A 23,396-nucleotide genomic window follows, 5' to 3' on the forward strand; every position below is an offset into this window, starting at 1 on the left:
AAAGTTGTTGAAGGTTTACCTTAGACGCTAGACGAAACACCTAATATCTACATGCTGTCCCAGCATCACTCTCACCGTTACTACTGGTTGTTAATCGAATATGTCTACGCCACGCACTGCAGAAATCACGCGCAATACCAACGAGACGCAAATCCGCGTTGCGATCAATATCGATGGTACCGGTCAGCAAAAGCTGAATACCGGCGTGCCTTTCCTTGATCACATGCTGGATCAGATCGCGCGTCATGGCTTGATCGATCTTGATATCGATGCCAAAGGTGATTTGCATATCGATGCGCATCACACGGTGGAAGACGTCGGTATTACGCTGGGCCAGGCATTTGCCAAAGCCATAGGCGACAAAAAAGGCATCCGTCGTTACGGTCACTCCTATGTGCCGTTGGATGAAGCCTTGTCGCGCGTCGTGATTGATTTCTCCGGTCGTCCTGGCTTGGAGTTCCACGTGCCGTTCACACGCTCGATGATCGGTACCTTCGACGTCGATCTGACGCATGAATTCTTCCAAGGCTTCGTCAATCACGCCTTGGTATCCTTGCATATCGATAATTTGCGTGGCGAAAACGCACATCATCAGTGCGAAACCGTATTCAAGGCATTCGGCCGCGCATTGCGCATGGCTGCTGAACTGGATCCGCGTTCCGTTGGTACGATTCCATCGACCAAAGGCAGTCTGTAAGCTGCTCGCGGCCTGCAAGAACGTTTCAATTCACTGAAGTTTGAATCAACCGGTATGAACAAAATAGTTGTAGTGGATTACGGCGTGGGCAATCTGCGCTCAGTCGCACAAGCCTTGCGTCAAGTTGCTCCGGAGGCGGATGTGCGGATTTCGGGCGAAGTTAGTGATATCCGTGCTGCTGATCGACTGGTTTTGCCAGGGCAGGGGGCGATTCCGGATTGCATGCGTTCCTTGCAGGAATCTGGTGTGCAGGAAGCATTGCTGGAAGCTGCGCGTAACAAGCCTTTATTCGGTGTGTGCGTCGGTGAACAACTGATGCTCGATTGGAGCGAGGAAGGCGATACGGCTGGCCTCGGCTTGTTTCCCGGCAAGGTTGTGAAATTCCGTTTTGATCAGCAATTGCAGGAAGATGGTTCACGTTTTAAAGTCCCGCAAATGGGCTGGAACCGTGTGCGCCAAGCGCAGTCTCATCCTTTGTGGAATGGAATTGCTGACGACAGCTACTTCTATTTCGTGCATAGTTATTACGCTGTTCCTGCGGATCGTGCGCATATCGTTGGCGAAACGCCGTACGGTGCACCATTTTGCAGTGCGATTGCGCGCGATAATATTTTCGCGACACAGTTTCATCCGGAGAAAAGCGCCTCAGCCGGACTGCAGCTCTACAAAAATTTTGTTCATTGGAATCCGTAAGCTTTTGTTCTAAATCGCTTTCTTTTCTATCTAAAACCTCACACTCCAAACGTATCCATGCTGCTCATACCTGCCATCGATCTTAAAGACGGTCACTGCGTTCGCCTGAAACAAGGCGATATGGACCAAGCTACCGTATTCTCCGAAGACCCAGCCGACATGGCGCGGCACTGGTTGGAACAAGGTGCGCGACGTCTGCATCTGGTTGATTTGAACGGCGCATTTGCCGGCAAGCCGAAGAATGAATCGGCCGTCAAATCGATCTTGCAGGCCGTACGCGAATACGCGGACAAACACGGCATTGAAGAAATCCCAGTCCAACTCGGCGGCGGGATACGTGATCTGGATACGATTGAGCGCTACCTTGATGATGGTTTGAGCTACATCATCATCGGTACTGCGGCAGTCAAAAATCCAGGTTTCCTGCACGATGCTTGTAGCGCTTTCCCTGGTCAGATTATCGTCGGTCTTGATGCCAAAGAAGGCAAGGTTGCAACCGATGGTTGGAGCAAGCTGAGCGGTCATGAAGTGATCGACCTGGCGAAAAAATTTGAAGATTACGGTTGTGAATCGATTATTTATACCGACATCGGCCGCGACGGCATGATGGGTGGTGTGAACATCGAAGCCACCGTCAAGCTGGCACAAAGCATGACGATTCCTGTCATTGCCTCTGGCGGCGTGCACAACATCAAGGATGTTGAATCATTATGTGCAGTGCAGGACGAAGGCATCGAAGGCGTGATTTGCGGTCGTTCGATTTACGAAGGCACGCTGGATTTGCGCTCGGCGCAGGATAGAGCAGATGAGCTGAGTGGCTTGGAACCGGAAGCAGACGAATGACATTGGCAAAACGCATCATCCCTTGTCTTGATGTGACCGCAGGTCGTGTCGTCAAGGGCGTTAATTTTTTGGAGTTGCGCGACGCCGGTGATCCGGTTGAAATCGCCAAACGCTACGATGGTCAAGGCGCGGACGAGATTACTTTTCTCGACATTACTGCCACTTCGGATGGTCGTGATTTAATCCTCGACATCATCGAGGCAGTCGCTTCGCAAGTCTTTATTCCATTGACGGTAGGTGGCGGTGTGCGCGCTGTTGATGATGTACGTCGTTTGCTGAATGCTGGTGCGGACAAGGTTGGCATTAACAGTTCGGCAATCAGTAATCCACAACTGGTGTTCGACGCATCGCAAAAATACGGCTCGCAATGCATAGTCGTTGCCATCGACGCGAAGAAGGCATCGGATGGTCGCTGGGAAGTGTTCACACATGGTGGTCGTAAGGCAACCGGTCTGGATGCCATCGAGTGGGCGAAAAAAATGGAAAGTCTGGGCGCAGGGGAAATTCTGCTAACCAGTATGGATAGAGACGGCACCAAGATTGGTTTCGATCTGGATCTGACGCGTTCGGTATCGGACGCGATCAGTATTCCGGTGATTGCTTCCGGTGGTGTTGGTGGACTGCAAGATTTGGCTGATGGCGTCAAAATCGGACGCGCAGATGCAGTGTTGGCCGCAAGTATTTTCCATTACGGGCAGCACACAGTGCAGGAAGCCAAGCGTTTCATGGCAGATCAAGGTATTCCAATGAGGTTGGTATGAGCAGCAATGCAAAATGGCTGAACAAGGTTAAGTGGGATGAACATGGCTTGGTGCCGGTTATCGCGCAAGAAGTAGGTAGTAACGACGTGCTGATGTTCGCGTGGATGAATCGTGATGCCTTGGCAAAAACCATAGAGACGGGCGAAGCCATCTATTGGAGCCGCTCGCGCAAGAAGTTGTGGCACAAAGGCGAAGAGTCCGGCCATACACAAAAAGTGCACGAAGTCCGTCTTGATTGCGATGAGGATGTGGTCTTGCTGAAGGTTGAGCAAGTCGGCGCGATCGCCTGCCATACCGGACGTCATTCCTGTTTCTTCCAGAAATTTGAAGGCGACGCGAAAGAGGGCGACTGGGAAACGGTCGAACCTGTGCTGAAAAATCCGGAAACGATATACAAGTGAAGGCAAATCAGCAATGAGTGAAACCTTGAAACGTTTGTCGGAAGTGATTGAATCGCGTAAGCCGGCAAACGGTGGCGATCCAGAGAAATCGTATGTAGCGCGCTTGTTCAGCAAGGGCGACGACGCGATTTTGAAAAAAATCGGTGAAGAAGCAACAGAGCTCGTCATGGCTGCCAAGGATGCGCGTGTCGGTGCTGATAAATCCAAAGTCTTGTATGAATGCGCTGACTTGTGGTTTCACTCGGCAGTGTTGCTGGCACAATTCGATTTGACGCCGCAAGACGTCCTCAATGAGTTGGCACGCCGCGAAGGTATTTCCGGCATTGAAGAAAAAGCAGCACGCAAAGCTGACTAATTATCATCGCATCTGATACGCTGGTGTTGAGATTCAACCACGATGGAGTTTCATTTGGATAATTGTATTTTTTGTAAAATTGCTGCGAAACAAATTCCCGCGCAAATCATTTATGAAGACGACGATATGCTCGCCTTCAACGATATCAATCCGGCTGCGCCTGTTCATTTTCTGATTGTTCCTAAAAAACATCTGGCAACATTGGCTGATTGCACGACAAATGATGCTGCTTTGTTGGGTAAAATATCGCTGCTCGCACCGAAGTTGGCGCAAGAGTTGGGATGTGGTTACAGCATGGACGAGAAGGGCGTTGCCACAGGTGGTTTTAAAACGCTGTTCAATATCGGGCCGGATGGTGGGCAAGAGGTGTACCATCTACATATGCATGTGATCGGCGGACCACGTCCGTGGCGCAGATCGTTGGCTTAAAAAAAATAATTCTGGATTCAGGGCGGCGACGCTTACAAGGAGAAGATGATGGGTTCATTTAGTATCTGGCACTGGTTGATTGTGCTGGTCATTGTGATGCTGGTATTCGGCACCAAAAAACTTGGCAATATGGGTTCAGACGTCGGCAAGGCTGTTAAAGGTTTCAAGGACGGCATGAAAGGCGAGGACGACAAGCCAGCCGCTCAGAACGCTGCACCATCACAGGTTGCAGACAAAGGTACAGTTGACGTTGAAGTGAAAGAGAAGTCGAACAGCTGATCATCTTGTGTGTAAGGACTCGGCTCATCGCCGTTCTGTTACGCACATTATGTTCAGCCTATCGCTAATCGTATGATCGATATCGCCTTCTCCAAGCTTGCGATCATTGGTGTTGCGGCACTGGTTTTCATCGGACCGGAAAAATTGCCGAAAGTGGCGCGTATGGCGGGCACTTTGTTCGGTCGTGCGCAACGCTACATCAATGATGTGAAATCCGAAGTAAGCCGCGAGATGGAACTGGACGAATTGCGCAAAATGCATCAAGACGTGCAGGATGCTGCCAGCGATGTCGAGCGGTCCATTACGCAGAATGTATCTCAGGTCGAAAGCAGCTTGCATTCTGCCTGGGATGATTCGGATACGAACCTCAATTCATTGATGGAGCCGCCGACTTTCGATCAGTCATCGGTCAAATCGAAAAATTTCCGCAGGAAAAAATTGGCGCATACCTCGGCTATACCGTCCTGGTACAAGCGTCAAAGCGGACAAAAATCGCGGGTTATTTCCGGCGCTGCGCGTATGGCAAAACACACGCCTGCGAATGCGCGTAAATCATCGCCTTTTTTTAGCTGATCTATCCGACGCACCTTACCTGTTGTGTCGGTTTATATGCCACTATCCAATTCCCGGGTACATGAAATGAATGTCGTCGCGCCACAATGACTGAAGAAAAGAACATGACTGGTAACGAAGATTCGTTCATTTCTCATTTGATCGAGCTGCGCAGCCGGCTGATGAAAGCCTCCATCGTGGTGATCGTGATATTCCTGTGCCTGATGCCGTGGGCTGGTGATATCTATGATTTGCTGGCGCGGCCGATGATGCATGCCTTGCCCGAAGGTAGCAAGATGATCGCGACTGGCGTGATCACGCCTTTCCTGATTCCGGTCAAGGTAACGATGCTGGTGGCCTTCCTGATCTCTCTGCCGTGGGTGTTATACCAACTGTGGGCATTTATTGCGCCTGGTCTGTACACACACGAGAAGAAGTTGATTGCGCCGCTAGTGGTGTCGTCGTCGGCGCTGTTCGTTGTTGGCGTGGCATTTTGCTACTTCTTCGTCTTTGGCGTCATCTTCCACTTCATTAATAATTTCGCGCCAAAATCGATTTCGGTTGCGCCAGATATCGATAGCTACTTCGGTTTTGTCATGACGATGTTTATCGCCTTTGGTCTGACCTTCGAAGTGCCGGTGATTGTGATTGTGCTGGTGCGTATGGGTTTGGTGTCAGTCGAAAAGCTGAAGCAAATCCGCCCTTACGTGATCGTCGGTGCGTTTGTTATTGCCGCAGTGGTAACGCCACCGGACGTCATGAGTCAGCTATTGCTAGCGGTGCCTTTGTGCCTGCTGTATGAGGTGGGTCTGTTGCTGGCGCCAATGTTCGTGAAAATCACGCAGGCACCAAAAGAATCCGAATCGATGTAACTCAAGCTTGGCGCAGCCAGGCTATCAATGGGTAAGCATCCTTGAAGCCTGATACCAGTGCCTTTTCCAGATCAGCGACCTGCTTGATCTGGAATTCATTCCAGACAATAAAGCTTTTCAACTTGATGTATTCAAGATGCGGTGCATCTACATCGAAGCCTTTGGGCGGACGTATCAATTTCCCTTCCTGCTGCAAATCGCCGTAAGTCTGTACCAGTGCTTTGTTTTTCAATAGTTTGGCAAATCCAGTCTTGTCTGCGATTACGTGCTGACGTATGGCGCGTAAGCGGTCAGGTGGTGGCATCCATTCGCCACCAGCAATCAGCAAGGTGCCAGTCTGGTCGATGTGGAAGTAGTAAGTTGGACCACCGCCTTGACTAGGTTTTTTCAGGCCGCTTGCATTGATTGCGGCAGAAAAATGCGTTTTGTACGGGATTTTTTCTTTGGAAAAACGCATGTCGCGGTTAATGCGAAACAGCGCTTTCTTCGGATTGCAGCCCGCAACGGCCGGATCGAATTTGCTGATATCGCGGATCAACTGCGTTACCAATTCGAGAAATTCCGCACGCAGAATATCGTAGCGCGGCTTGTTCATGACGAACCATGCCCGATTATTGTTCTCGGATAGTTCGGCTAAAAATTGCGTGAGATCGCGAATATGCATGGTGCGTGTTACCTGTTATTCCTCGGAGCGTTGCGGCGCTTTGGGCCGCATGCCTATCGTGACATTGAGGACGTTTTCCTGATTGCGGCGCAGTACAGCTATCTTGGCTTTGGTGCCAGGAGCAAGTTGCGCGATCTGATTGAGCATGTCTGCCATATCGGCAACAGCTTTGCCTTCTACCGAAATCAGTATGTCGCCCGGCTGCATGCCAGCTTTGTCTGCCGGGCCACCTTTCAAGACGCCGGCAATGATGGCACCTGAGCTTTTCTTCAAACCGAAACTCTCGGCCAACTCTGGCGTGATGTCTTGTGGTTCAACACCGATATAGCCGCGTACAACGCGACCATTCTTGATGATCGCATCCATGACCGATTTGACGGTACTCACAGGGATGGCAAAGCCGATCCCGAGTGAGCCACCGCTACGGGAATAGATTGCAGTGTTGATGCCAAGCAGATTGCCATTGGCATCGATCAATGCACCGCCGGAGTTGCCGGGATTGATCGCGGCGTCAGTTTGGATAAAGTTTTCAAACGCATCCAGAATGCCTAAGTGATTGCGGCCCAGCGCTGAGATGATGCCCATCGTGACCGTTTGGCCAACACCGAATGGATTGCCGATTGCGAGGACGACATCGCCAACACGCGCTTCTTCAACGCGACCGAGCGTAATCGCAGGCAGATTATCCAGATTGATTTTGATGACGGCCAGATCGGTTTCTGGGTCGGCACCAACGACTTTGGCTATCGCTTTGCGGCCATCGGTCAGTGCAACTTCGATTTCATCTGCTGCTTCGACTACATGATTATTTGTGAGGATGTAACCTTCTGCGCTGACAATCACACCGGAGCCGAGGCTGACCTGTTTGTCTTGCTGTTCATCAAAACGATCGCCGAAGAATTTTCGGAAGAAGGGATCGTCCATGAACGGGTTTTGCGATGGGGTCGCGGTTTTACTGGTAAAAATATTCACCACCGAAGGCATCGCTATTTTTGCAGCATCGCGGAATGAGCCTTGCGTCGGCGCTGCATTCAATGGCGCTTCGAGCATGGGCACTGATGTCGTGCTGCGCACCTTTTGTGTTCCGCCCAAGACGCCGCTTGCCCATTCAGGCTTCAAGGTCGTTACAATGAATAAAATTGCTAAACCGACAGTTACGGTTTGCGCAAACAACAGCCAAAGACGTCGCATAAAAGGTAGGAAAAGTGGATCAGAAAACGATAGATAGAGACGATCTCGCCAAATATCTAGCTAGAACGCTTGATATTACCCGTTTTCGAGATTTTTGCCCAAACGGCTTACAAGTTGAAGGGTGCAGATCGATTAAAACATTGGTCAGCGGTGTCACGGCCAGTGTTGCTTTGCTTGAAGCTGCATTGGAAAAAGGTGCCGATGCAATTCTTGTACATCACGGTTATTTTTGGCGTGGTGAAGATATGCGCGTGATCGGACAAAAGCATCGGCGCTTGAAGATGTTGTTGACGCATGATGTGAATTTGTTTGCCTATCATTTGCCGCTCGATATGCACCCAGAGTTTGGCAATAACGCGCAATTGGCACGTCGATTGGGTTTGCGGGCTGAGTCGCGTTTTGGCGAAGATGATTTGGGCTGGCTTGGGACGATGTCCGATCCTGCACTTGTTTCGGTAGGCGATCTTGCCATGCAAGTTGAGAAGCGCTTGGGCAGAAGGCCATTGATCATCGGTGATCCAGCTCAGAGGTTGGGTCAAATTGGGTGGTGTACGGGTGCTGCGCAAAGTTTGCTTGGTGATGCCATTGCTGCGGGTGCCAATGTTTATTTAAGCGGAGAAATTTCCGAGCCGACGGTGCATCTGGCGCGCGAAAGCGGTGTCGCCTATCTCGCATGCGGTCATCATGCGACCGAGCGTTATGGCGTCCAGGCTTTGGGCGAACACTTGGCAGCGACATTCCATATCAATCATCACTTCATCGATATCGATAATCCTGTTTGAAATATTTCGTGTTGATCGATTGCAAGATATGAATGAATGTCGCAAGTGATCATGCCGCATAGCAATTTGCTATGGTATAACTACAAATATTGGCAAAAAATACAGGGCATGCAATTCTCGCGTGTCAGGGCATAGATAGGAGTACAGATCAATATGCTGGAACCGGTAGCCGATGGGCCGATCACTGTGTTGGTTGTTGAGGATGACGCTGTTACGCAGCGCGCCTTGTGTCTCGCAATTGGCAAAGAGCCATCACTCAAACTGCTTGATGCGCTGAGTTCGGTAAAATCCGCATTGGCGTGGTTGGAACTACATTCCGCCGATCTCTTACTGGTTGATCTTGGTTTGCCGGACGGTTCCGGTATCGACATCATCCGTTTTTGCGCGCAACGTTATCCTGCGTGCAATATGATGGTCATCACGACTTCCAGTGATCAAGATAGCGTGCTCGATAGTATTGAGGCGGGTGCATCTGGTTATGTATTAAAGGATGTGGACCGTTTGGATGTTGCGCGCTCGCTACTGGATTTGCATGCAGGCGGTTCGCCTATCAGTCCGATGATTGCACGTAAAGTGCTGGGTCGCATGCGTGACGGGAAAGCGCCAGTTGATGTCGTGAATGATCAGAATGCAGATGATCAGGTATCTTTGACTAAGCGCGAATCAACGATTCTTGATTTGATTGCGCGTGGTGATAGTTACGGAGAAGTGGCGCGCCAACTTTCTCTTTCTGTTGGCACCATACAAACGCATATCAAAAACATTTACGATAAATTGTCCGTGCATTCACGCGGTGAGGCCGTGTATGAGGCAAATCGTCGTGGTTTGCTGCAAATGGATCAATTGAAGTCTAAAAGATAAAGCGTAAAACGTTGTTTGTTTACCACTCGTCTTGTCTGCCTACATTTCATAAAAAAGCCGCCAAATTTGGCGGCTTTTTTATTTATTTCTTCAGTGAATCGCGAATTTCGCGTAACAGCAAAACATCTTCAGGCGTTGCTGCTGGGGCTTCTGCCGGCGGATCGTTCTTTTTCAACTTGCTCAGCAAACGCACCATTTGGAAAATGATGAAGGCAAGAATGATGAAGTTCAGCGCAATTGTAATGAAATTGCCGTAGGCGAGGACTGCGCCCAGTTTTTTTGCCTCGACCAGCGTCAAGTGCGGATCCTGATTGTTCAGTGCAAGGTAGTAATTACTGAAATCCAAACCACCGAAAATTTTGCCAACAATCGGCATGATGATGTCTTGTACCAGCGAATCGACTATCTTGCCGAATGCGGCGCCAATTATGACTGCGACAGCCAAGTCGACTACATTTCCCTTGACTGCGAAAGCCTTAAATTCCTGCATCATGCCCATGGCAATCCTCCGTTTAACTTGTTTGTAAAAGTGCAATGTGCCAATGTATCCTAATTTTTAGCGCTATAAACGTCAAATTAAATTTCCTCTTTTTTGTGCAAATTCGATGGATAATGCGACGCAAATAAGCCGATGCGGCAACGGGATGCTCCAAAAGTTCCGTAAAAATTGACTTTAAGCATGTCTATTTGCTTTAAAACAAGCGTTAGCTCCGTTATAATCTAAGGTTGCTAGAAGTTTCGTACACATTTCGCATTTTGACTGATTGGGGTTGGTATGAGTAACGAAAAGCAGGTCGACTCTGGTCGACGGGGCTTGCTCGTCGCTACGTGTGCGGCGGGTGGCGTGGCTGGATTAGCCACAACTGGTATGTTGGTCTCAACTTTTCAGCCGTCCGAGCGAGCAAAAGCCGCTGGTGCGCCAGTTGAAGTTGATATCGCAAGCCTAGCCCCAGGTGAGATGAAAACTGTAGAGTGGCGCGGAAATCCAGTCTGGATTTTGAAGCGTACGCCAGAGCAAGTGGCGGAGCTTGGAAAATTCGATGCTGAACTTGCCGACCCCGAATCTGTACGAACACAATTTTCGACCACGCCAGAGTACGCAATGAACGAATGGCGTTCACGGCAAAAGGATCTGCTGGTCGTTGTTGGTATCTGCCCACACTTGGGTTGCTCGCCAACAGCCAAATTCCAGACTGGTGCACAACCATCGTTGCCGGACGACTGGCATGGTGGCTTTCTCTGCCCGTGCCATGGTTCGACTTTCGATCTGGCCGGTCGCGTCTACAAGAACAAGCCTTCGCCAGACAATCTTCAGGTTCCGCCATATATGTTCGAAGGCGACACCAAGCTGGTTATCGGCAAAGATGAGAAAGGTGAGGCGTAATCATGGCTTTCCACGAAAAACAACTCCCTGCCGATGCACCGATTGCTGACAAAGCATTGAACTGGGTAGATGCCCGTTTCCCTTTGTCATCGACCTGGAAAGCGCATCTCTCCGAATACTACGCTCCAAAGAATTTCAACTTCCTCTACGTTTTTGGCTCACTCGCACTGTTGGTGCTGGTCATCCAAATCGTTACCGGCATTTTCCTCGTCATGCATTACAAACCGGACGCAACGCTGGCGTTTGCTTCGGTTGAATACATCATGCGCGATGTGCCTTGGGGCTGGCTGGTGCGTTATATGCACTCGACCGGTGCGTCGGCATTCTTCATCGTGGTGTATATCCACATGCTGCGCGGCCTTTTGTACGGTTCGTATCGCAAACCACGTGAACTGGTCTGGTTGTTCGGCGTTGCGATCTTCTTGTGCCTGATGGCAGAAGCGTTCTTTGGCTATTTGCTGCCATGGGGCCAAATGTCGTATTGGGGGGCACAAGTTATTGTTAACTTGTTTGGTGCGATCCCATTCATCGGTCCTGACTTGTCTTTGTGGATCCGTGGTGATTACGTCGTCTCCGATGCAACTCTGAACCGTTTCTTTGCATTCCACGTGATTGCAATTCCACTGGTCTTGATTGGTCTGGTTGTGGCGCACATCGTTGCTCTGCACGAAGTAGGTTCGAGCAATCCTGATGGCGTTGAAATCAAGGAAAAACTGGACGCAAAAGGCGTTCCGCTCGACGGCATTCCATTCCATCCTTATTACTCGGTGCACGATATTTTCATCGTGACGATTTTCTTGTTCGTGTTCACTGCTGTTGTGTTCTTCGCGCCGGAAATGGGTGGTTACTTCCTCGAGTACAACAACTTCGTTCCGGCTGATCCGCTGAAAACGCCGCCGCATATTGCGCCAGTTTGGTACTTCACGCCGTTCTACTCGATACTGCGTGCGACCACTTCGGACTTCATCATTTGGCTGGTAGCAGGTGTTGCTGCTTATGTCGCACTGATCATTCTGAAAACCCGTCTGGCAAGCAAGTTCAAAATTGCTGCAGCGGCAATCGGTTTGGCAGTGATCGCCGGCATGTTCGTCTTCGATGCAAAATTCTGGGGCGTAGTGTTGATGGGCGTATCGGTCATGATCATGTTCGGTCTGCCATGGTTGGATGTGTCGCCGGTCAAATCAATTCGTTATCGTCCTACCTGGCACAAATACGTGTACATCGTGTTCGGTATTGCCTTTGTCGTTCTCGGTTATCTGGGCGTGCAACCACCAACAGCTGTTGGTACTGCAATTGCACAGGTCGGCACCTTTATCTATTTTGGCTTCTTCCTCTTGATGCCATGGTGGAGTGCCATGGGAACATTCAAGCCTGTACCGGATCGCGTTGTTTTTCATCCGCACTAAGCCGCAAAGGGATAAGAGAATCATGACATTGATGAAAAAACTGATCGCGGCTTTGGTGCTGTTGCCAGGCTTGGTGCTGGCGTCGGAAAGTGATTTCCCGCTGGATCATGCACCAGACCGTACCAAAAATCTCGCTTCGTTGCAGAACGGCGCCAGACTTTTTGTGAACTACTGTTTGAGCTGCCACTCCGCATCGTCATTGCGTTATAACAAGTTGCAGGATCTCGGTCTGACCGAAGAGCAAATCAAGAATAACTTGCTCTTCACCTCGGACAAGATCGGCGGCATGATGACGATTGCAATGGCACCGAAAGATGCCAAAAACTGGTTTGGTGCGGTACCACCAGATTTGTCGGTGATCGCACGTGCCAAGGCTTCTGGCGCTGGTACTGGTCCGGATTGGCTGTATACTTATCTGCGTTCGTACTACAAAGACGACACACGTGCGACGGGCTGGAACAATATGGTGTTCCCGAACGTCGGTATGCCTCATGTTCTGTGGGAACTTCAGGGCATACGTGATGCCAAATTCGTAGATGAAAAAGATCCACATGACCCAAACAAGGTTGTGCACAAATTTGCCGGCTTTGAGCAAGTCACACCGGGGACATTGACCCCGTTGGAGTACGATACAGCTGTTGCCGATCTGGTGTCATTTATGACCTGGATGGCTGAGCCGGCACAAAATACCCGGAAACGCCTCGGCGTCTGGGTATTGATGTTTCTGGGTGTATTCATCGTAATCACCTGGCGCTTGAATGCTTCCTATTGGAAAGATATCAAGTAATTTTCTTGCCCGCAGTTTGCGGGGTTTGTTTTAGGGTGAGCCGTAAAACGTCTCACCCTTTTGTTTCTAAGGAACTATAAAAATGATGGTTCTCTATTCGGGTACAACCTGCCCATTCTCTCAACGTTGCCGCCTGGTTCTGTTTGAAAAAGGCATGGACTTTGAAGTTCGCGACGTAGATTTGTTCAACAAGCCGGAAGATATTTCGACGATGAACCCGTACGGCCAAGTGCCGATTCTGGTTGAACGTGATTTGATTTTGTATGAATCGAACATCATCAATGAATACATCGATGAGCGTTTCCCGCATCCACAATTGATGCCGGCAGATCCATTGATGCGCGCGCGTGCACGTTTGATGTTGTTCAATTTTGAAAAAGAATTGTTCATCCACGTTCATACGTTGGAAAACGACAAAGGCCGTAGCGGCGAAAAAATTCAGGAAAAAGCACGTAACGAAATTCGTGATCGCCTGACAACGCTTGCACCGCTGTTCTTGAAGAACAAGTACATGCTGGGTGATGAATTCTCGATGCTGGACGTTGCAATCGCACCGTTGCTGTGGCGTTTGGATCATTACGGTATCGAGTTGTCGAAAACCGCTGCACCGCTGATGAAATACGCAGAACGCATCTTCTCGCGTCCTGCTTATATCGAAGCACTGACACCTTCTGAAAAGGTTATGCGCCGTTAAAAATTGCGTCGTGTTGTTCCGATGATGTCTGTTGAGTGAAAGCTTGTATTTCAATCAACGACATCGTTAGGGTTTCATGGCACACTTTTTAGCCGTGTAGAGCTGATCGCAATCATGTCTGAAACTTCAACAAAACCTTATTTGCTGCGTGCCATTTACGAGTGGTGCACAGACAATGGCTACACGCCGTATATGGCTGCGGTAGTGGATGGCGCGACACGTGTGCCTATGGAATTCGTCAAAAACGGCGAAATCGTGCTCAACATCAGCTTCAGTGCAACCAGTGGCTTGAAGATGGAGAACGATCTCATTCGTTTTAGTGCGCGTTTTGGCGGTGTCTCACGTGATATTTCTGTGCCTGTCGATAACGTCGTTGCCATTTATGCGCGTGAAAACGGGCAAGGTATGGCGTTTGAAGCGAGTAATAAGTCGAGCGATGAGCAAGCTGATGATGCCGATGCCGCACCAGCAGATCAAGCTCCTGCGTCTTCTGCGCCTGCATTAACCTCAGTTCCGACGGCACAAAACAAGCCGAATGACAAAGATGAGGACGATGCTGGTTCAGACGATGTGCCAGATCCACCAAAAAAAGGTGGAAGACCTACACTTACTCGCATCAAATAGAGTATAATTCTGCTCTGCAAAAAGTTTAGCCGACTTAGCTCATTTGGTAGAGCAGTTGATTTGTAATCATCAGGTGGCCAGTTCGAAACCGGCAGTCGGCACCAAATAAAAGCCCTTTATAGCGCAAGTTATAAAGGGCTTTTTCTTGTCCGTTCACTTCCCATAGCGTGCAGATTTCGGTCTTGTGCTGATCTGCGGATAGAATGAAGCCATTCATTTATTCTGCAATGGCTCCATGAAATCACGTTCCTTCATTTTCCCTTTACTGATCGCATCTGCAGCCTCGCTGGTGCAGGCACAGGAAGTACAGATCGTCAAAATCGGACTGGCCGCACCGCTGACCGGGCCGCAAGCCTTTTATGGCAAGGATAGCCAGAATGGTGCGCGCATGGCGGTGGATGAATTGAACGAAAAGAAACTCATCGTTGACGGGCGACAGCTGCGATTTGAATTGTTGTCCGAAGATGATGCTGCGGATCCCAAGCAAGGTGCGGCAGTCGCGCAACGCTTTTGCGATCTGCATGTGAATGCGGTGATCGGGCATACGAATTCTGGCACTACCATCCCGGCTGCGCGGATTTACAACCAATGTGGCTTGCCTAATCTGACGCCGTCTGCGACCAGCCCGGAACTGAGCAAGTTCGGCTACAACACCACCTTCCGCATGCTGGCAAATGACAGTACATTGGCGCAGGCGATTGCAGCCTATACGGTGAATGTATTGAAACTCAAGACGGTGGCAGTGATCGATGATCGCAGTGCTTACGGTCAGGGACTGGCTGATGCGTTCAAGACGGCATTGCGTAATACGCCGGTGACGGTAGTGACGCAGCAATACACCAATGACAAGGCGGTTGATTTCAGCGCGATCCTGACTGCGGTCAAAGCACTTAATCCGGATGGTATTTTCTTTGGTGGCATGGATCCGCAAGGTAGTGCGATGTTGCGGCAAATGGAGCAGCTAGGCCTGACGCGGCAAAAATTCCTGGGTGGCGATGGTATCTGCACGCAGGGTATGGAGCAGCGTACCGCAAGCTTGAAAATTCAGGACAATGTGGTGTGTGCACATAGCGGCATTGCACTGGATCGTACGGCGGCGAGCCGTGATTGGAAGAAGCGTTATGACGCAAAATTCCCGGGACAATTCCAGATGCATGGCCCGTATTCCTACGACGCTGTGCTGGCTGTCGCCAAAGCCATGCAGGCTGCCAATAGCATAGAGCCGCAGAAGTATTTGCCGGCGATGAGCAAGGTGCATTTTGCTGGCGTGATGTCGAACGTGCAGTTTGATGCGCGGGGCGAGATCAAGAATCCGACCATCTCCGTCTACACCTACCAGGATGGCAAACGTCGACTGGCGAACTGAAACAGTTGAATTGAGTCAGTCCTTCAGACCGTTCCAGCGTGGCGTCAGGCTATGTTGGATCTCGAATAAATCCAGCACGCGTCCTACTGTGTGATCGACCATTTCCGCAATCGATGCAGGGCGGTGATAAAAACCGGGTAGCGGCGGAAAGATGATGCCGCCCATTTCCGTGACGGCAGTCATATTGCGTAGATGCGCCAGATTGAATGGCGTTTCACGCACCATCAGTACCAGACGACGGCGCTCTTTTAAAACGACATCGGCCGCGCGTGAGATCAGGTTGTCGGAGAAACCGTGGGCTACTGCAGCGAGTGTCTTCATCGAGCAGGGCGCGATGATCATGCCATCGGATTGAAAAGAACCGCTGGCAATAGCAGCGCCTACATCGCGCACGTTATGCACGACATCAGCCAGCGCTTCCACATCCTTGCGCTTCATATCGAGTTCTTGATGCAGATTCAGCACGCCTGCTTCGGATATCAGCAGATGTGTTTCCACATCTGCGATATCGCGTAGCACTTGCAACAGACGTATGCCGTAGATGACGCCGGTAGCGCCGGTGATGGCGATGATTAATCGCTTCCGGCGTGGCGCAGTGATAGCGTCAGCAGACGCTGTCACATCAGGCTTTCAACAGGGCTTGCAGTTCGCCAGATGCAAACATCTCGTTCATGATGTCGGAGCCGCCGATAAATTCACCGTTGACGTACAACTGCGGTACGGTAGGCCATTTCGAATAGTCTTTGATGCCTTGACGGACTTCAGCATCATCCAGCACGTTGACCGTAATCAGATCGGTTACGCCACTTTCTTTCAGCAATGCAATCGCCTTGCCGGAAAAGCCGCACTGTGGAAATTGTGCCGTGCCCTTCATGAATAAAACGACTGGATTTTGGGTTACGGTTTCTTTGATCCAGGATTGTACGTCGTCGCTCATTGCTGCCTCACTGTAAGTTAATGCGCCATTATAAGAAAAACCGGGGAAACTTGCTGCTTATCCCTTCAGTTTGGCAAAAGCTGCTGCCATTGCGCTACCGCTGTCTGGCTGACGGCTCTGCTGATTCTGGTGTTGTGACAGGCGGCGACTGTCATTACGATCAGCGCGCTGCTCTGGTTTGCTGCCAGCCACCGGTGCGGAATCCGACAAGCGCATTGTCAAAGCGATACGTTTACGCTTCTCGTCAACTTCCAGCACTTTCACTTTGACAACTTGTCCGGCCTTGACCACGGTGTGCGGATCTTTGACGAAGGTGTTGGACAGCGCCGAAATATGTACCAAACCATCCTGATGCACGCCGATATCGACGAAGGCACCGAAGGCAGCGACGTTGGTGACCACGCCTTCCAGAATCATGTCCGGGCGCAAATCCTTGATCTCTTCCACGCCATCCTTGAAGGTGGCGGTGGTGAATTCCGGACGCGGATCGCGGCCTGGTTTTTCCAGCTCTTTCAGGATATCGGTGATGGTCGGGATACCGAATTTTTCATCCGCGTATTTGGCCGGGCTCAACGACTTCAAAACCTTTTCATCGCCGATGATGCTCTTCACATCTTTTTTGATATCGGCAAGGATTTTTTCCACCAGCGGATAGGATTCTGGATGGACTGCCGATGCGTCCAGCGGATTCTCGCCTGACATCACGCGCAAGAAACCTGCCGCTTGTTCAAACGTTTTGTCGCCCAAGCGTGGTACTGCGCGCAGATCGGCGCGCGAGGTAAACATGCCTTTCATATCACGATAGCTGACGATGCTTTGCGCGACGCTATTGTTTAAGCCCGATACGCGCGCCAACAGCGGTGCAGAAGCAGTGTTGACGTCTACACCTACCGCATTCACGCAATCCTCAACAACGGCATCCAGCGAGCGCGCTAATTGAGTCTGGCCGACATCATGCTGATATTGACCGACGCCGATAGACTTCGGATCGATCTTCACCAGTTCCGCCAATGGATCCTGCAAACGACGTGCGATGGAAACCGCGCCGCGTATCGAGACGTCCATATCCGGCAATTCGCGCGAAGCGAATTCGGATGCTGAGTACACCGACGCGCCGGCTTCGGACACCACGATCTTGGTCAGCTTCAATTCTGGACGCATCTTGATCAAGTCTTGCGCCAGCTTGTCGGTTTCGCGCGAAGCAGTACCGTTACCGATCGAGATCAGTGCGACTTTATGTTTCTCGGCCAGTTGTGCCAGCGTATGCAGCGTGCCATCCCAGTCGTTGCGTGGTTGATGCGGATAAACGGTGGCGGTATCAACGACCTTGCCGGTGGCGTCGACAACTGCGACTTTGACGCCGGTACGCAAGCCAGGATCCAAGCCCATCGTTGCACGTGGGCCAGCTGGCGCTGCCAGCAGCAGCGCTTTCAGATTCAGTGCAAATACATTGATCGCTTCGACTTCCGCTTTTTCACGCAGATTAGTCATCAGCTCTGTTTCCAGATGCATGAAGACTTTGACGCGCCAGGTCCAGCGTACCGTGTCGGCCAGCCATTTATCTGCCGGGCGGCCTTGGTTGCTGATGCCGAAACGAGAGGCGATACGACCTTCGCATGGATTGTGTGGCGCATCCCATTTCGGTTTTTCTTCTTCTGTGTCTAGGCGCAAATTGACGTTCAGCATTTCTTCGCGGCGACCACGGAACATGGCCAGTGCGCGGTGCGATGGGATGGTGCTGATGGTTTCCGAATAATCGAAATAATCGGAGAACTTCGCGCCGGCATCTTCTTTGCCTTCAACCACTTTGGATTCAACGATGCCGTGTTCAGTGATGTATTCACGCAAGGCTTGCAGCAGCGCTGCATCTTCGGCGAAGCGTTCCATCAAAATTTGGCGCGCGCCGTCGAGCGCTGTTTTGGTATCGGCGACACCTGGATTGTCGATGCCGTCTACTGTGAAAGCAGGTTTCAGATATTTGACGGCTTCTTCTTCCGGATTCAGCATCGGGTCTGCGACCAGTGCATCGGCCAATGGCGTCAGGCCGGCTTCCACTGCGATCTGCGCTTTGGTACGGCGTTTTTGTTTGTACGGCAGGTACAAATCTTCCAGTCGTGTCTTGTCTTCTGCGTGCATGATCGCGTCGAGCAAGACTGGTGTCATTTTGTTTTGTTCTTCGATAGAGGCAACAATCGCAGCGCGTCTATCTTCCAGTTCGCGCAGATAGCGCAGGCGCTCTTCCAGCAAACGTAATTGAATATCGTCGAGGCCGCCTGTTGCTTCTTTGCGGTAACGCGAGATAAACGGCACGGTTGCACCTTCATCCAACAGGGCAATGGCAGCAGCGACCTGGATAGGTTTAGCGGCAAGTTCGAGGGCGAGACGTTGTTCTATGGAAGGCAGCATGAATAATCAGAGTAAAGAAAGACGACGAGCGCTAGATGATACGCAATTGACGCGAATGCGCCAGTCTTGACAGCAGAGAAAAACCCGGAGGAATAAGCAGACGTTTTCTATGTTGCAACTATTCGGGGGAATGCATACGACGCGAGGGGCGTCGTATGCAAGGCGGAAGCGACTGAAGGGATGCGTGTGTTTATTTCAAGGAAAAATCCACGCGACTTGCTTTGGCTGCAGCAGCACCGTCTTTCGCCGCCGCGCCACCGGATTTGGAGGCAAGGATGAAAATGCGGTCTTCAGGGATCTTGCCGGTTTGCAGCAGCCAATCCTTGACGACTTGCGCACGACGATTGCCGAGCGCAGTCAGATCATCATCGCTAACGGTGGCGTTGGTGACCATCAGTTTTTCCATCTCTTCCACTGGCAAATCTTTTTGCAAACCGACCATATTGCGCGGTTTAGGGAATTTCTCATCGCTATACACGCGTTTCAGTAGAGCGGGATATTCCTGCGGTGTGACTGTCAGGCTGTCCAGATCGCCGGATTGACCACGTGCCACCATGTCTTTCAATTTCAGTGCGCGTACTTTGCGTGTGATGGATGCGTGTTTCAAACCTTCACGATCAGCTTCTGGATCGGTGCGGCCGGTGATTTCCAGTTTCAATGCTGGACGGTCTGTCAGCATTTTTGCCATGGTCTTGAGTTTGGTTTCACCAGCATCGTTGATGGTGGCGAAGCCCGGAGCGAAATCCAGATTCGATAATTCTTCGCCGCCACCAAACAATGAACCCAGTAATGCAAATGGTGCCGTGACTGCTTTGGTGATGACATTGACGATGACTTTGATGATGATGCCGCCGATCGAAAATTGCGGATCGTCGAGTGAACCACCGATAGGCAGATTAATGTCGATCACGCCATTACGATCGCGCAGCAATGCCAGTGCAAAATGCACCGGTAGATTGGTCGCGGTCGGACTCTCGACCTTGTCGCCTAGTGTGAGCTGTTCCAGAATCAAACGATTCTGTGCGCTGAGTACGCGATCTTGAATCTTGTAGGCGACTTCAAACGAGAGTTTGCCTTTCTCTATGCCATAGCCGATGTAGCGGCCGGAATACGGCGACAGCGGTGCCAACTCCATGCCGTGTACTTCCGCCTTGAGATCCATGGTCAGATCGCCTTTGAGCGGGTTGATGGTGCCGGCAACGGCGAGTGGTGCGCTATTGACCTGACCTTTCAAGTCGACGTTGGCATTGCTATTGGCATCGGACGATAAGCCGGTAACGACGCCGCCGAATTTCATCAGGTTGGCGGTGTAATTCGGTTTGATGAAGTTATCGGTAAAGCGTACTTGACCACCTTGCAGGGTCAGCTTCTTGATTTTGATAGGCGGAATGTCGCTGGCCTTTTTGACTGGCGGCGGCAAGGTAACGGTGTTTTTATTCGCAGCGACGGGTGGTGTAGCCGGTGCTGCTTTGTGCTCTTCCGTTACGCTTTTCTGACCGGTAGCTTCATTGATTTTCACATCTTGCAAATTGATACGGCCAGTTGGGTCGATGATGATGCGCGCGAAGAAGTCGCTGAGCGCAACTTGATCTATGCTCAATGAGAATGGTGCAAGTTTCACATCCATGCCGCCGAAGTACAGCGATTTCCAGCGCAGGAAATCATTGGTGCTGAGTTTGTCCACTGTGGCTAGATTGCCCAGCGTGAGATCGCCCTTGAAGCCGCCGATCAACGCATCGCCTTTGCCCTGATCGATTTGCAGTTTGCCTTTGCCGGAGATGTCGGCGCGCGTCAGCAGTATGTTGACCTGATCAGTGAAGTAAGGCTGCAGCTGCATGATGTCCACGCTCTTGAAATCCAGCGCGAGATCGGTGTGCAAAGGCGTCATGCCTACGCTGCCGTTGACGGCGAGTTGGCCGTTCTTGTTGACTGAAGCTTTCAGGTCTATCTGTCCACGCGCATTCGGTTTGGTGGACAGATTTTGCAAGGACAAGGCCAGCGGGTCGATGACGGTGACGGCTGGTTTTGGCAAGCTGCGATCTTCCAGACGTGCAGACCAATTCGCGATGCCGACTTTGTTGATGTCTACGGTGTAGGCCGCATCATTGGTCTGGGCTGCTGCTTTGCTTTTTGTCGTAGCGTGTGTCTCGCTGGTTTTATTGCTTGCGCTTGTCGCACTGCGTGGTTTGCCTTGCTGCAAAGAGAAGCCGGCTTGATTGGATGTGACCTCATCGACGATCACGGTTTTCTTGCTGGTGTCGACTTCAACCTTGCGTACCGTCAGATTGAATTTGTCTATGCTGGCGAGTACAGGGCGCGCCGCTTGTGCATCGGCATAACGCAAAGCTGCATTGCTGATGTCTAGCTCTCCCAGCGCAAAGGTAAAGGCGGCAGGAGCTTTGGGCGCGGTAGCAGCGGGAGGTGCTGTTGCTGCGGGCGCAGCTTCAGCTTTCGCCGTTGCCACAGTTTTGGATGGCGCTGGTGGCGTCAGCAGATTATCAAAATTAAACTGGCCGTTTGCATTGCGTGCGATATCCGCTTCGATGCCGTTGATCGCCAGCTTGGCAACTTCAAAGCGTTCGCTCAAGACTTTGGCATTGTCCAAGGTGATCGCCAACTCTGGCAGCTTGACTATTGATTTGCCATTTTGGTCATCGAGTTGCAAGGACTTCAGTTTGATATTGCCGCTCAGGAGCAGGGCCGGAGCCTTGTCTTTTTCCTGACGGAAATTGGCGGTCATGTGCAGGTCGAGCTTGGCGCTAGGCACCTTGAAGTGCGGCGTGCCAGGCACGTATTTCAGATAGCCGGTCAAATCCACATCGTCGAGATTGAGATCGACGACGGCATCGACCGGGTCGGCAAATGGATGTGCCTTGCCTTTGATCAGCAGTGGCGAACCGTTGACGGTGGCGCTCAGCAAAGGCTCGACAGTGACTTCAACCTGCGACGGCAGCGATGAAATGAACGGTACGCCTATCTTCAGGTCGGCAACGTGATGAATCGTTTGCGCGGGTTTGTCATTGAGTTCGATGCGCCCTTTATCTACTTCGATATTGAAGACGGAAAAGCGTGCCGGTTCAGGCGATGGCGGCTGGCTGTTGATCAGCTCGATGATGTCATCGATGTTGTAGTGAGTTGCATCCTTGCGCACCAGATGGACGTAAGGCGCGCTGAGCTGTACTTGCTTCACGACTGGAGCAAAGCGCAGTATCGATTTATACGAGGCATTGACCATCAGCTTCTCGAAGCTGGCGAAGACGACATCGCCTTCCGGCTCCATCAACTTCATGTCATGGATGGTGACGCGCATCGCGTAGGGGTTGACCTCAACCTTGCCTATCGTGGTCTGGCGATGCAGTTTTTCCGTGATCAGTTTTTCTGCTTGCGATTTGATGATGCCCGGCAAGGCAAAGAAGCCGAACAGGCCGATCAACACCACAAATAGGACAAGCCCGATGAGGGTGCGCCGAACTACCGGTTTACCCGAGAAATTGCGAGCGGATTGCGCTAGCTGCTGAGTGCGTGAGTTTGGCATGGGAGTTCAGCATAAGCCGGAGTGATGGGTAATTCGATTCTACCAGTCGGATGGGCGAAATGTTGCTGATTTGAATACGTTGAATGTGAGCTTATGCAAACGCTCCAACGGAGGGGGAAGCCGTGCTGATAGTGGGATTTCGGGCAGAGGGCGAGTGCGGAGAGAGACTGGAAATGCAAAAATTGAGCGCGTTCTGCGCCCAATTTTCAGCGTAGGCTTACTTTTTGTCGGGGAAGCGGTAAACCTCACCAGAATCCGCGCCCGCATCCCGCTTGCCGGCGCGTAAATCCCGATAGACTGCCGCGCGCATGATCAACATGGACACAACTGGTGCCGTTAGCATGATGAAGGCAGAAATAATCAGTTCATGTATCACCAGTCTGGACTGCAATACGCTGAAATACAGCATGGATGCGATTAGCAGGCAGCCCGCGCCTAGCGTCACCGTGATGGCAGGGCCGTGAATACGCTGATAAAAGCTGGGTAGACGCATCAAGCCTAGCGCGCCGATGAAGATGATGGCGCCGCCGAGGATCAGCAACAAGGCAACAATGAGAGCTGCCCATGCCGGCAGGTTTTCAAGTCCGTTCATTCAATAATCTCCCCGCGCATCAGGAATTTGGTCAGGGCTATGGTCGATACAAAGCCCAGCAGCGCAATCATCATCGCCGCCTCGAAATAAATCAGGTCGCCAAAGCGTATGCCCAGCATCAATGCCAACAGCATGGCGCACATCCACAAGGTGTCCAGTGCGAGCACACGGTCATGTGCAGTCGGGCCGATCAGCAGCCGGACAGCACAGAACAGCATCGCCAGGAGGATGCAGATGAGGGCGAATTGGACAGCCCATCCCAGCAGTATCGTCATGTGCACATTC

The 23,396-nt window shown here is 51.2% G+C and carries 27 protein-coding genes and 1 tRNA gene; 19 read left to right on the plus strand and 9 right to left on the minus strand.

What is annotated here, in order from left to right; genetic code table 11:
• Positions 1 to 100 precede the first annotated feature (100 nt).
• The 10 genes from hisB (at position 101) to tatC (ending at position 5,882) form a co-directional block, all read left to right on the plus strand.
• Positions 101 to 697, plus strand: coding sequence for an imidazoleglycerol-phosphate dehydratase HisB (gene hisB, locus BQ6873_RS13685; RefSeq protein ID WP_076593130.1), 597 nt, complete (start codon positions 101 to 103; stop codon positions 695 to 697).
• Between the two features lie 54 nt (positions 698 to 751).
• Positions 752 to 1,390, plus strand: a complete 639-nt coding sequence (gene hisH / locus BQ6873_RS13690; RefSeq protein WP_076593131.1) for an imidazole glycerol phosphate synthase subunit HisH — start codon at positions 752 to 754, stop codon at positions 1,388 to 1,390.
• 57 nt (positions 1,391 to 1,447) lie between these two features.
• Positions 1,448 to 2,233 carry a 1-(5-phosphoribosyl)-5-[(5-phosphoribosylamino)methylideneamino]imidazole-4-carboxamide isomerase gene (gene hisA, locus BQ6873_RS13695; RefSeq protein WP_076593132.1) on the plus strand — a complete coding sequence of 262 codons (786 nt, stop codon included), beginning with the start codon at positions 1,448 to 1,450 and terminating at the stop codon, positions 2,231 to 2,233.
• The gene (gene hisF / locus BQ6873_RS13700) at positions 2,230 to 2,994 is read left to right on the plus strand and encodes an imidazole glycerol phosphate synthase subunit HisF (protein WP_076593133.1); all 765 of its coding nucleotides are present in this window, start codon (positions 2,230 to 2,232) and stop codon (positions 2,992 to 2,994) included. The genes hisA and hisF overlap by 4 nt, the downstream gene beginning before the upstream one ends.
• Positions 2,991 to 3,395, plus strand: a complete 405-nt coding sequence (gene hisI / locus BQ6873_RS13705) for a phosphoribosyl-AMP cyclohydrolase (protein WP_076593134.1) — start codon at positions 2,991 to 2,993, stop codon at positions 3,393 to 3,395. The genes hisF and hisI overlap by 4 nt, the downstream gene beginning before the upstream one ends.
• 13 nt (positions 3,396 to 3,408) lie before the next feature.
• Positions 3,409 to 3,750, plus strand: a complete 342-nt coding sequence (locus BQ6873_RS13710; protein WP_076593135.1) for a phosphoribosyl-ATP diphosphatase — start codon at positions 3,409 to 3,411, stop codon at positions 3,748 to 3,750.
• A 54-nt stretch (positions 3,751 to 3,804) separates the two neighbouring features.
• Positions 3,805 to 4,179, plus strand: coding sequence for a histidine triad nucleotide-binding protein (locus BQ6873_RS13715; RefSeq protein ID WP_076594141.1), 375 nt, complete (start codon positions 3,805 to 3,807; stop codon positions 4,177 to 4,179).
• 48 nt (positions 4,180 to 4,227) lie between these two features.
• Complete coding sequence (gene tatA, locus BQ6873_RS13720; RefSeq protein WP_076593136.1) at positions 4,228 to 4,458, plus strand: Sec-independent protein translocase subunit TatA; 231 nt, start codon at positions 4,228 to 4,230, stop codon at positions 4,456 to 4,458.
• 72 nt (positions 4,459 to 4,530) lie between these two features.
• Entirely contained in the window at positions 4,531 to 5,031 is a 501-nt protein-coding gene (gene tatB, locus BQ6873_RS13725; protein WP_076593137.1) for a Sec-independent protein translocase protein TatB, read from the plus strand.
• Positions 5,032 to 5,135: 104 nt separating this feature from the next.
• Entirely contained in the window at positions 5,136 to 5,882 is a 747-nt protein-coding gene (tatC, locus tag BQ6873_RS13730; protein WP_157889171.1) for a twin-arginine translocase subunit TatC, read from the plus strand.
• 1 nt (position 5,883) lies between these two features.
• Here tatC and BQ6873_RS13735 read toward each other — a convergent pair whose 3' ends face one another.
• Both BQ6873_RS13735 and BQ6873_RS13740 read right to left on the minus strand, forming a co-directional pair.
• Positions 5,884 to 6,546 (minus strand): DUF2461 domain-containing protein, encoded by a 663-nt coding sequence (locus tag BQ6873_RS13735; protein ID WP_076593139.1) that lies wholly within the window; start codon positions 6,544 to 6,546, stop codon positions 5,884 to 5,886.
• A 15-nt stretch (positions 6,547 to 6,561) separates the two neighbouring features.
• Positions 6,562 to 7,737, minus strand: coding sequence for a Do family serine endopeptidase (locus BQ6873_RS13740; RefSeq protein WP_076593140.1), 1,176 nt, complete (start codon positions 7,735 to 7,737; stop codon positions 6,562 to 6,564).
• A 14-nt stretch (positions 7,738 to 7,751) separates the two neighbouring features.
• Between BQ6873_RS13740 and BQ6873_RS13745 the strand changes: the two genes are divergently transcribed.
• Positions 7,752 to 8,519: a Nif3-like dinuclear metal center hexameric protein gene (locus tag BQ6873_RS13745; RefSeq protein WP_076593141.1), complete on the plus strand. Its 768-nt coding sequence runs from the start codon at positions 7,752 to 7,754 to the stop codon at positions 8,517 to 8,519.
• Positions 8,520 to 8,672: 153 nt separating this feature from the next.
• Positions 8,673 to 9,380 (plus strand): response regulator, encoded by a 708-nt coding sequence (locus tag BQ6873_RS13750; RefSeq protein WP_076593142.1) that lies wholly within the window; start codon positions 8,673 to 8,675, stop codon positions 9,378 to 9,380.
• Positions 9,381 to 9,462: 82 nt separating this feature from the next.
• Here the strand turns inward: BQ6873_RS13750 and mscL are convergent, their stop codons facing one another.
• Positions 9,463 to 9,879 carry a large conductance mechanosensitive channel protein MscL gene (mscL, locus tag BQ6873_RS13755; protein WP_076593143.1) on the minus strand — a complete coding sequence of 139 codons (417 nt, stop codon included), beginning with the start codon at positions 9,877 to 9,879 and terminating at the stop codon, positions 9,463 to 9,465.
• Positions 9,880 to 10,155: 276 nt separating this feature from the next.
• Here mscL and petA point away from each other — a divergent pair, with 276 nt between their 5' ends.
• The 7 genes from petA (at position 10,156) to BQ6873_RS13790 (ending at position 15,641) form a co-directional block, all read left to right on the plus strand.
• Complete coding sequence (gene petA, locus BQ6873_RS13760; protein WP_076593144.1) at positions 10,156 to 10,764, plus strand: ubiquinol-cytochrome c reductase iron-sulfur subunit; 609 nt, start codon at positions 10,156 to 10,158, stop codon at positions 10,762 to 10,764.
• A complete protein-coding gene (locus tag BQ6873_RS13765; protein WP_076593145.1) occupies positions 10,764 to 12,170 on the plus strand; it encodes a cytochrome b in 1,407 nt (468 codons plus the stop codon). The genes petA and BQ6873_RS13765 overlap by 1 nt, the downstream gene beginning before the upstream one ends.
• A 22-nt stretch (positions 12,171 to 12,192) precedes the next feature.
• Positions 12,193 to 12,957 carry a cytochrome c1 gene (locus tag BQ6873_RS13770; protein ID WP_076593146.1) on the plus strand — a complete coding sequence of 255 codons (765 nt, stop codon included), beginning with the start codon at positions 12,193 to 12,195 and terminating at the stop codon, positions 12,955 to 12,957.
• A gap of 82 nt (positions 12,958 to 13,039) precedes the next feature.
• Positions 13,040 to 13,651 (plus strand): glutathione S-transferase N-terminal domain-containing protein, encoded by a 612-nt coding sequence (locus BQ6873_RS13775; protein ID WP_012081111.1) that lies wholly within the window; start codon positions 13,040 to 13,042, stop codon positions 13,649 to 13,651.
• A 114-nt stretch (positions 13,652 to 13,765) separates the two neighbouring features.
• The gene (locus tag BQ6873_RS13780; protein ID WP_076593147.1) at positions 13,766 to 14,275 is read left to right on the plus strand and encodes a ClpXP protease specificity-enhancing factor; all 510 of its coding nucleotides are present in this window, start codon (positions 13,766 to 13,768) and stop codon (positions 14,273 to 14,275) included.
• Positions 14,276 to 14,303: 28 nt separating this feature from the next.
• Positions 14,304 to 14,379: transfer RNA gene (locus tag BQ6873_RS13785), tRNA-Thr, on the plus strand.
• A 131-nt stretch (positions 14,380 to 14,510) separates the two neighbouring features.
• Positions 14,511 to 15,641, plus strand: a complete 1,131-nt coding sequence (locus tag BQ6873_RS13790) for a branched-chain amino acid ABC transporter substrate-binding protein (protein ID WP_076593148.1) — start codon at positions 14,511 to 14,513, stop codon at positions 15,639 to 15,641.
• A gap of 15 nt (positions 15,642 to 15,656) precedes the next feature.
• On the opposite strand, the gene BQ6873_RS13795 is transcribed toward BQ6873_RS13790, so the two are convergent.
• From BQ6873_RS13795 to BQ6873_RS13820, 6 genes are all read right to left on the minus strand, one after another.
• Positions 15,657 to 16,262 (minus strand): UbiX family flavin prenyltransferase, encoded by a 606-nt coding sequence (locus tag BQ6873_RS13795; protein ID WP_076593149.1) that lies wholly within the window; start codon positions 16,260 to 16,262, stop codon positions 15,657 to 15,659.
• A 1-nt stretch (position 16,263) separates the two neighbouring features.
• Positions 16,264 to 16,578, minus strand: coding sequence for a Grx4 family monothiol glutaredoxin (gene grxD / locus BQ6873_RS13800; protein ID WP_076593150.1), 315 nt, complete (start codon positions 16,576 to 16,578; stop codon positions 16,264 to 16,266).
• 57 nt (positions 16,579 to 16,635) lie between these two features.
• Positions 16,636 to 18,984 carry a Tex family protein gene (locus tag BQ6873_RS13805; protein WP_076593151.1) on the minus strand — a complete coding sequence of 783 codons (2,349 nt, stop codon included), beginning with the start codon at positions 18,982 to 18,984 and terminating at the stop codon, positions 16,636 to 16,638.
• A gap of 190 nt (positions 18,985 to 19,174) precedes the next feature.
• Complete coding sequence (locus BQ6873_RS13810; RefSeq protein ID WP_076593152.1) at positions 19,175 to 22,519, minus strand: DUF748 domain-containing protein; 3,345 nt, start codon at positions 22,517 to 22,519, stop codon at positions 19,175 to 19,177.
• A gap of 217 nt (positions 22,520 to 22,736) precedes the next feature.
• Positions 22,737 to 23,111: a monovalent cation/H(+) antiporter subunit G gene (mnhG, locus tag BQ6873_RS13815; protein WP_076593153.1), complete on the minus strand. Its 375-nt coding sequence runs from the start codon at positions 23,109 to 23,111 to the stop codon at positions 22,737 to 22,739.
• On the minus strand, positions 23,108 to 23,386 hold the full coding sequence (locus BQ6873_RS13820; protein ID WP_076593154.1) for a K+/H+ antiporter subunit F: 279 nt from the start codon (positions 23,384 to 23,386) through the stop codon (positions 23,108 to 23,110). The genes mnhG and BQ6873_RS13820 overlap by 4 nt, the downstream gene beginning before the upstream one ends.
• Between the last annotated feature and the right edge of the window lie 10 nt (positions 23,387 to 23,396).

Origin of the sequence: Herminiimonas arsenitoxidans (assembly GCF_900130075.1) — a bacterium.
GTDB classification, from domain to species: Bacteria; Pseudomonadota; Gammaproteobacteria; order Burkholderiales; family Burkholderiaceae_D; genus Oxalicibacterium; species Oxalicibacterium arsenitoxidans.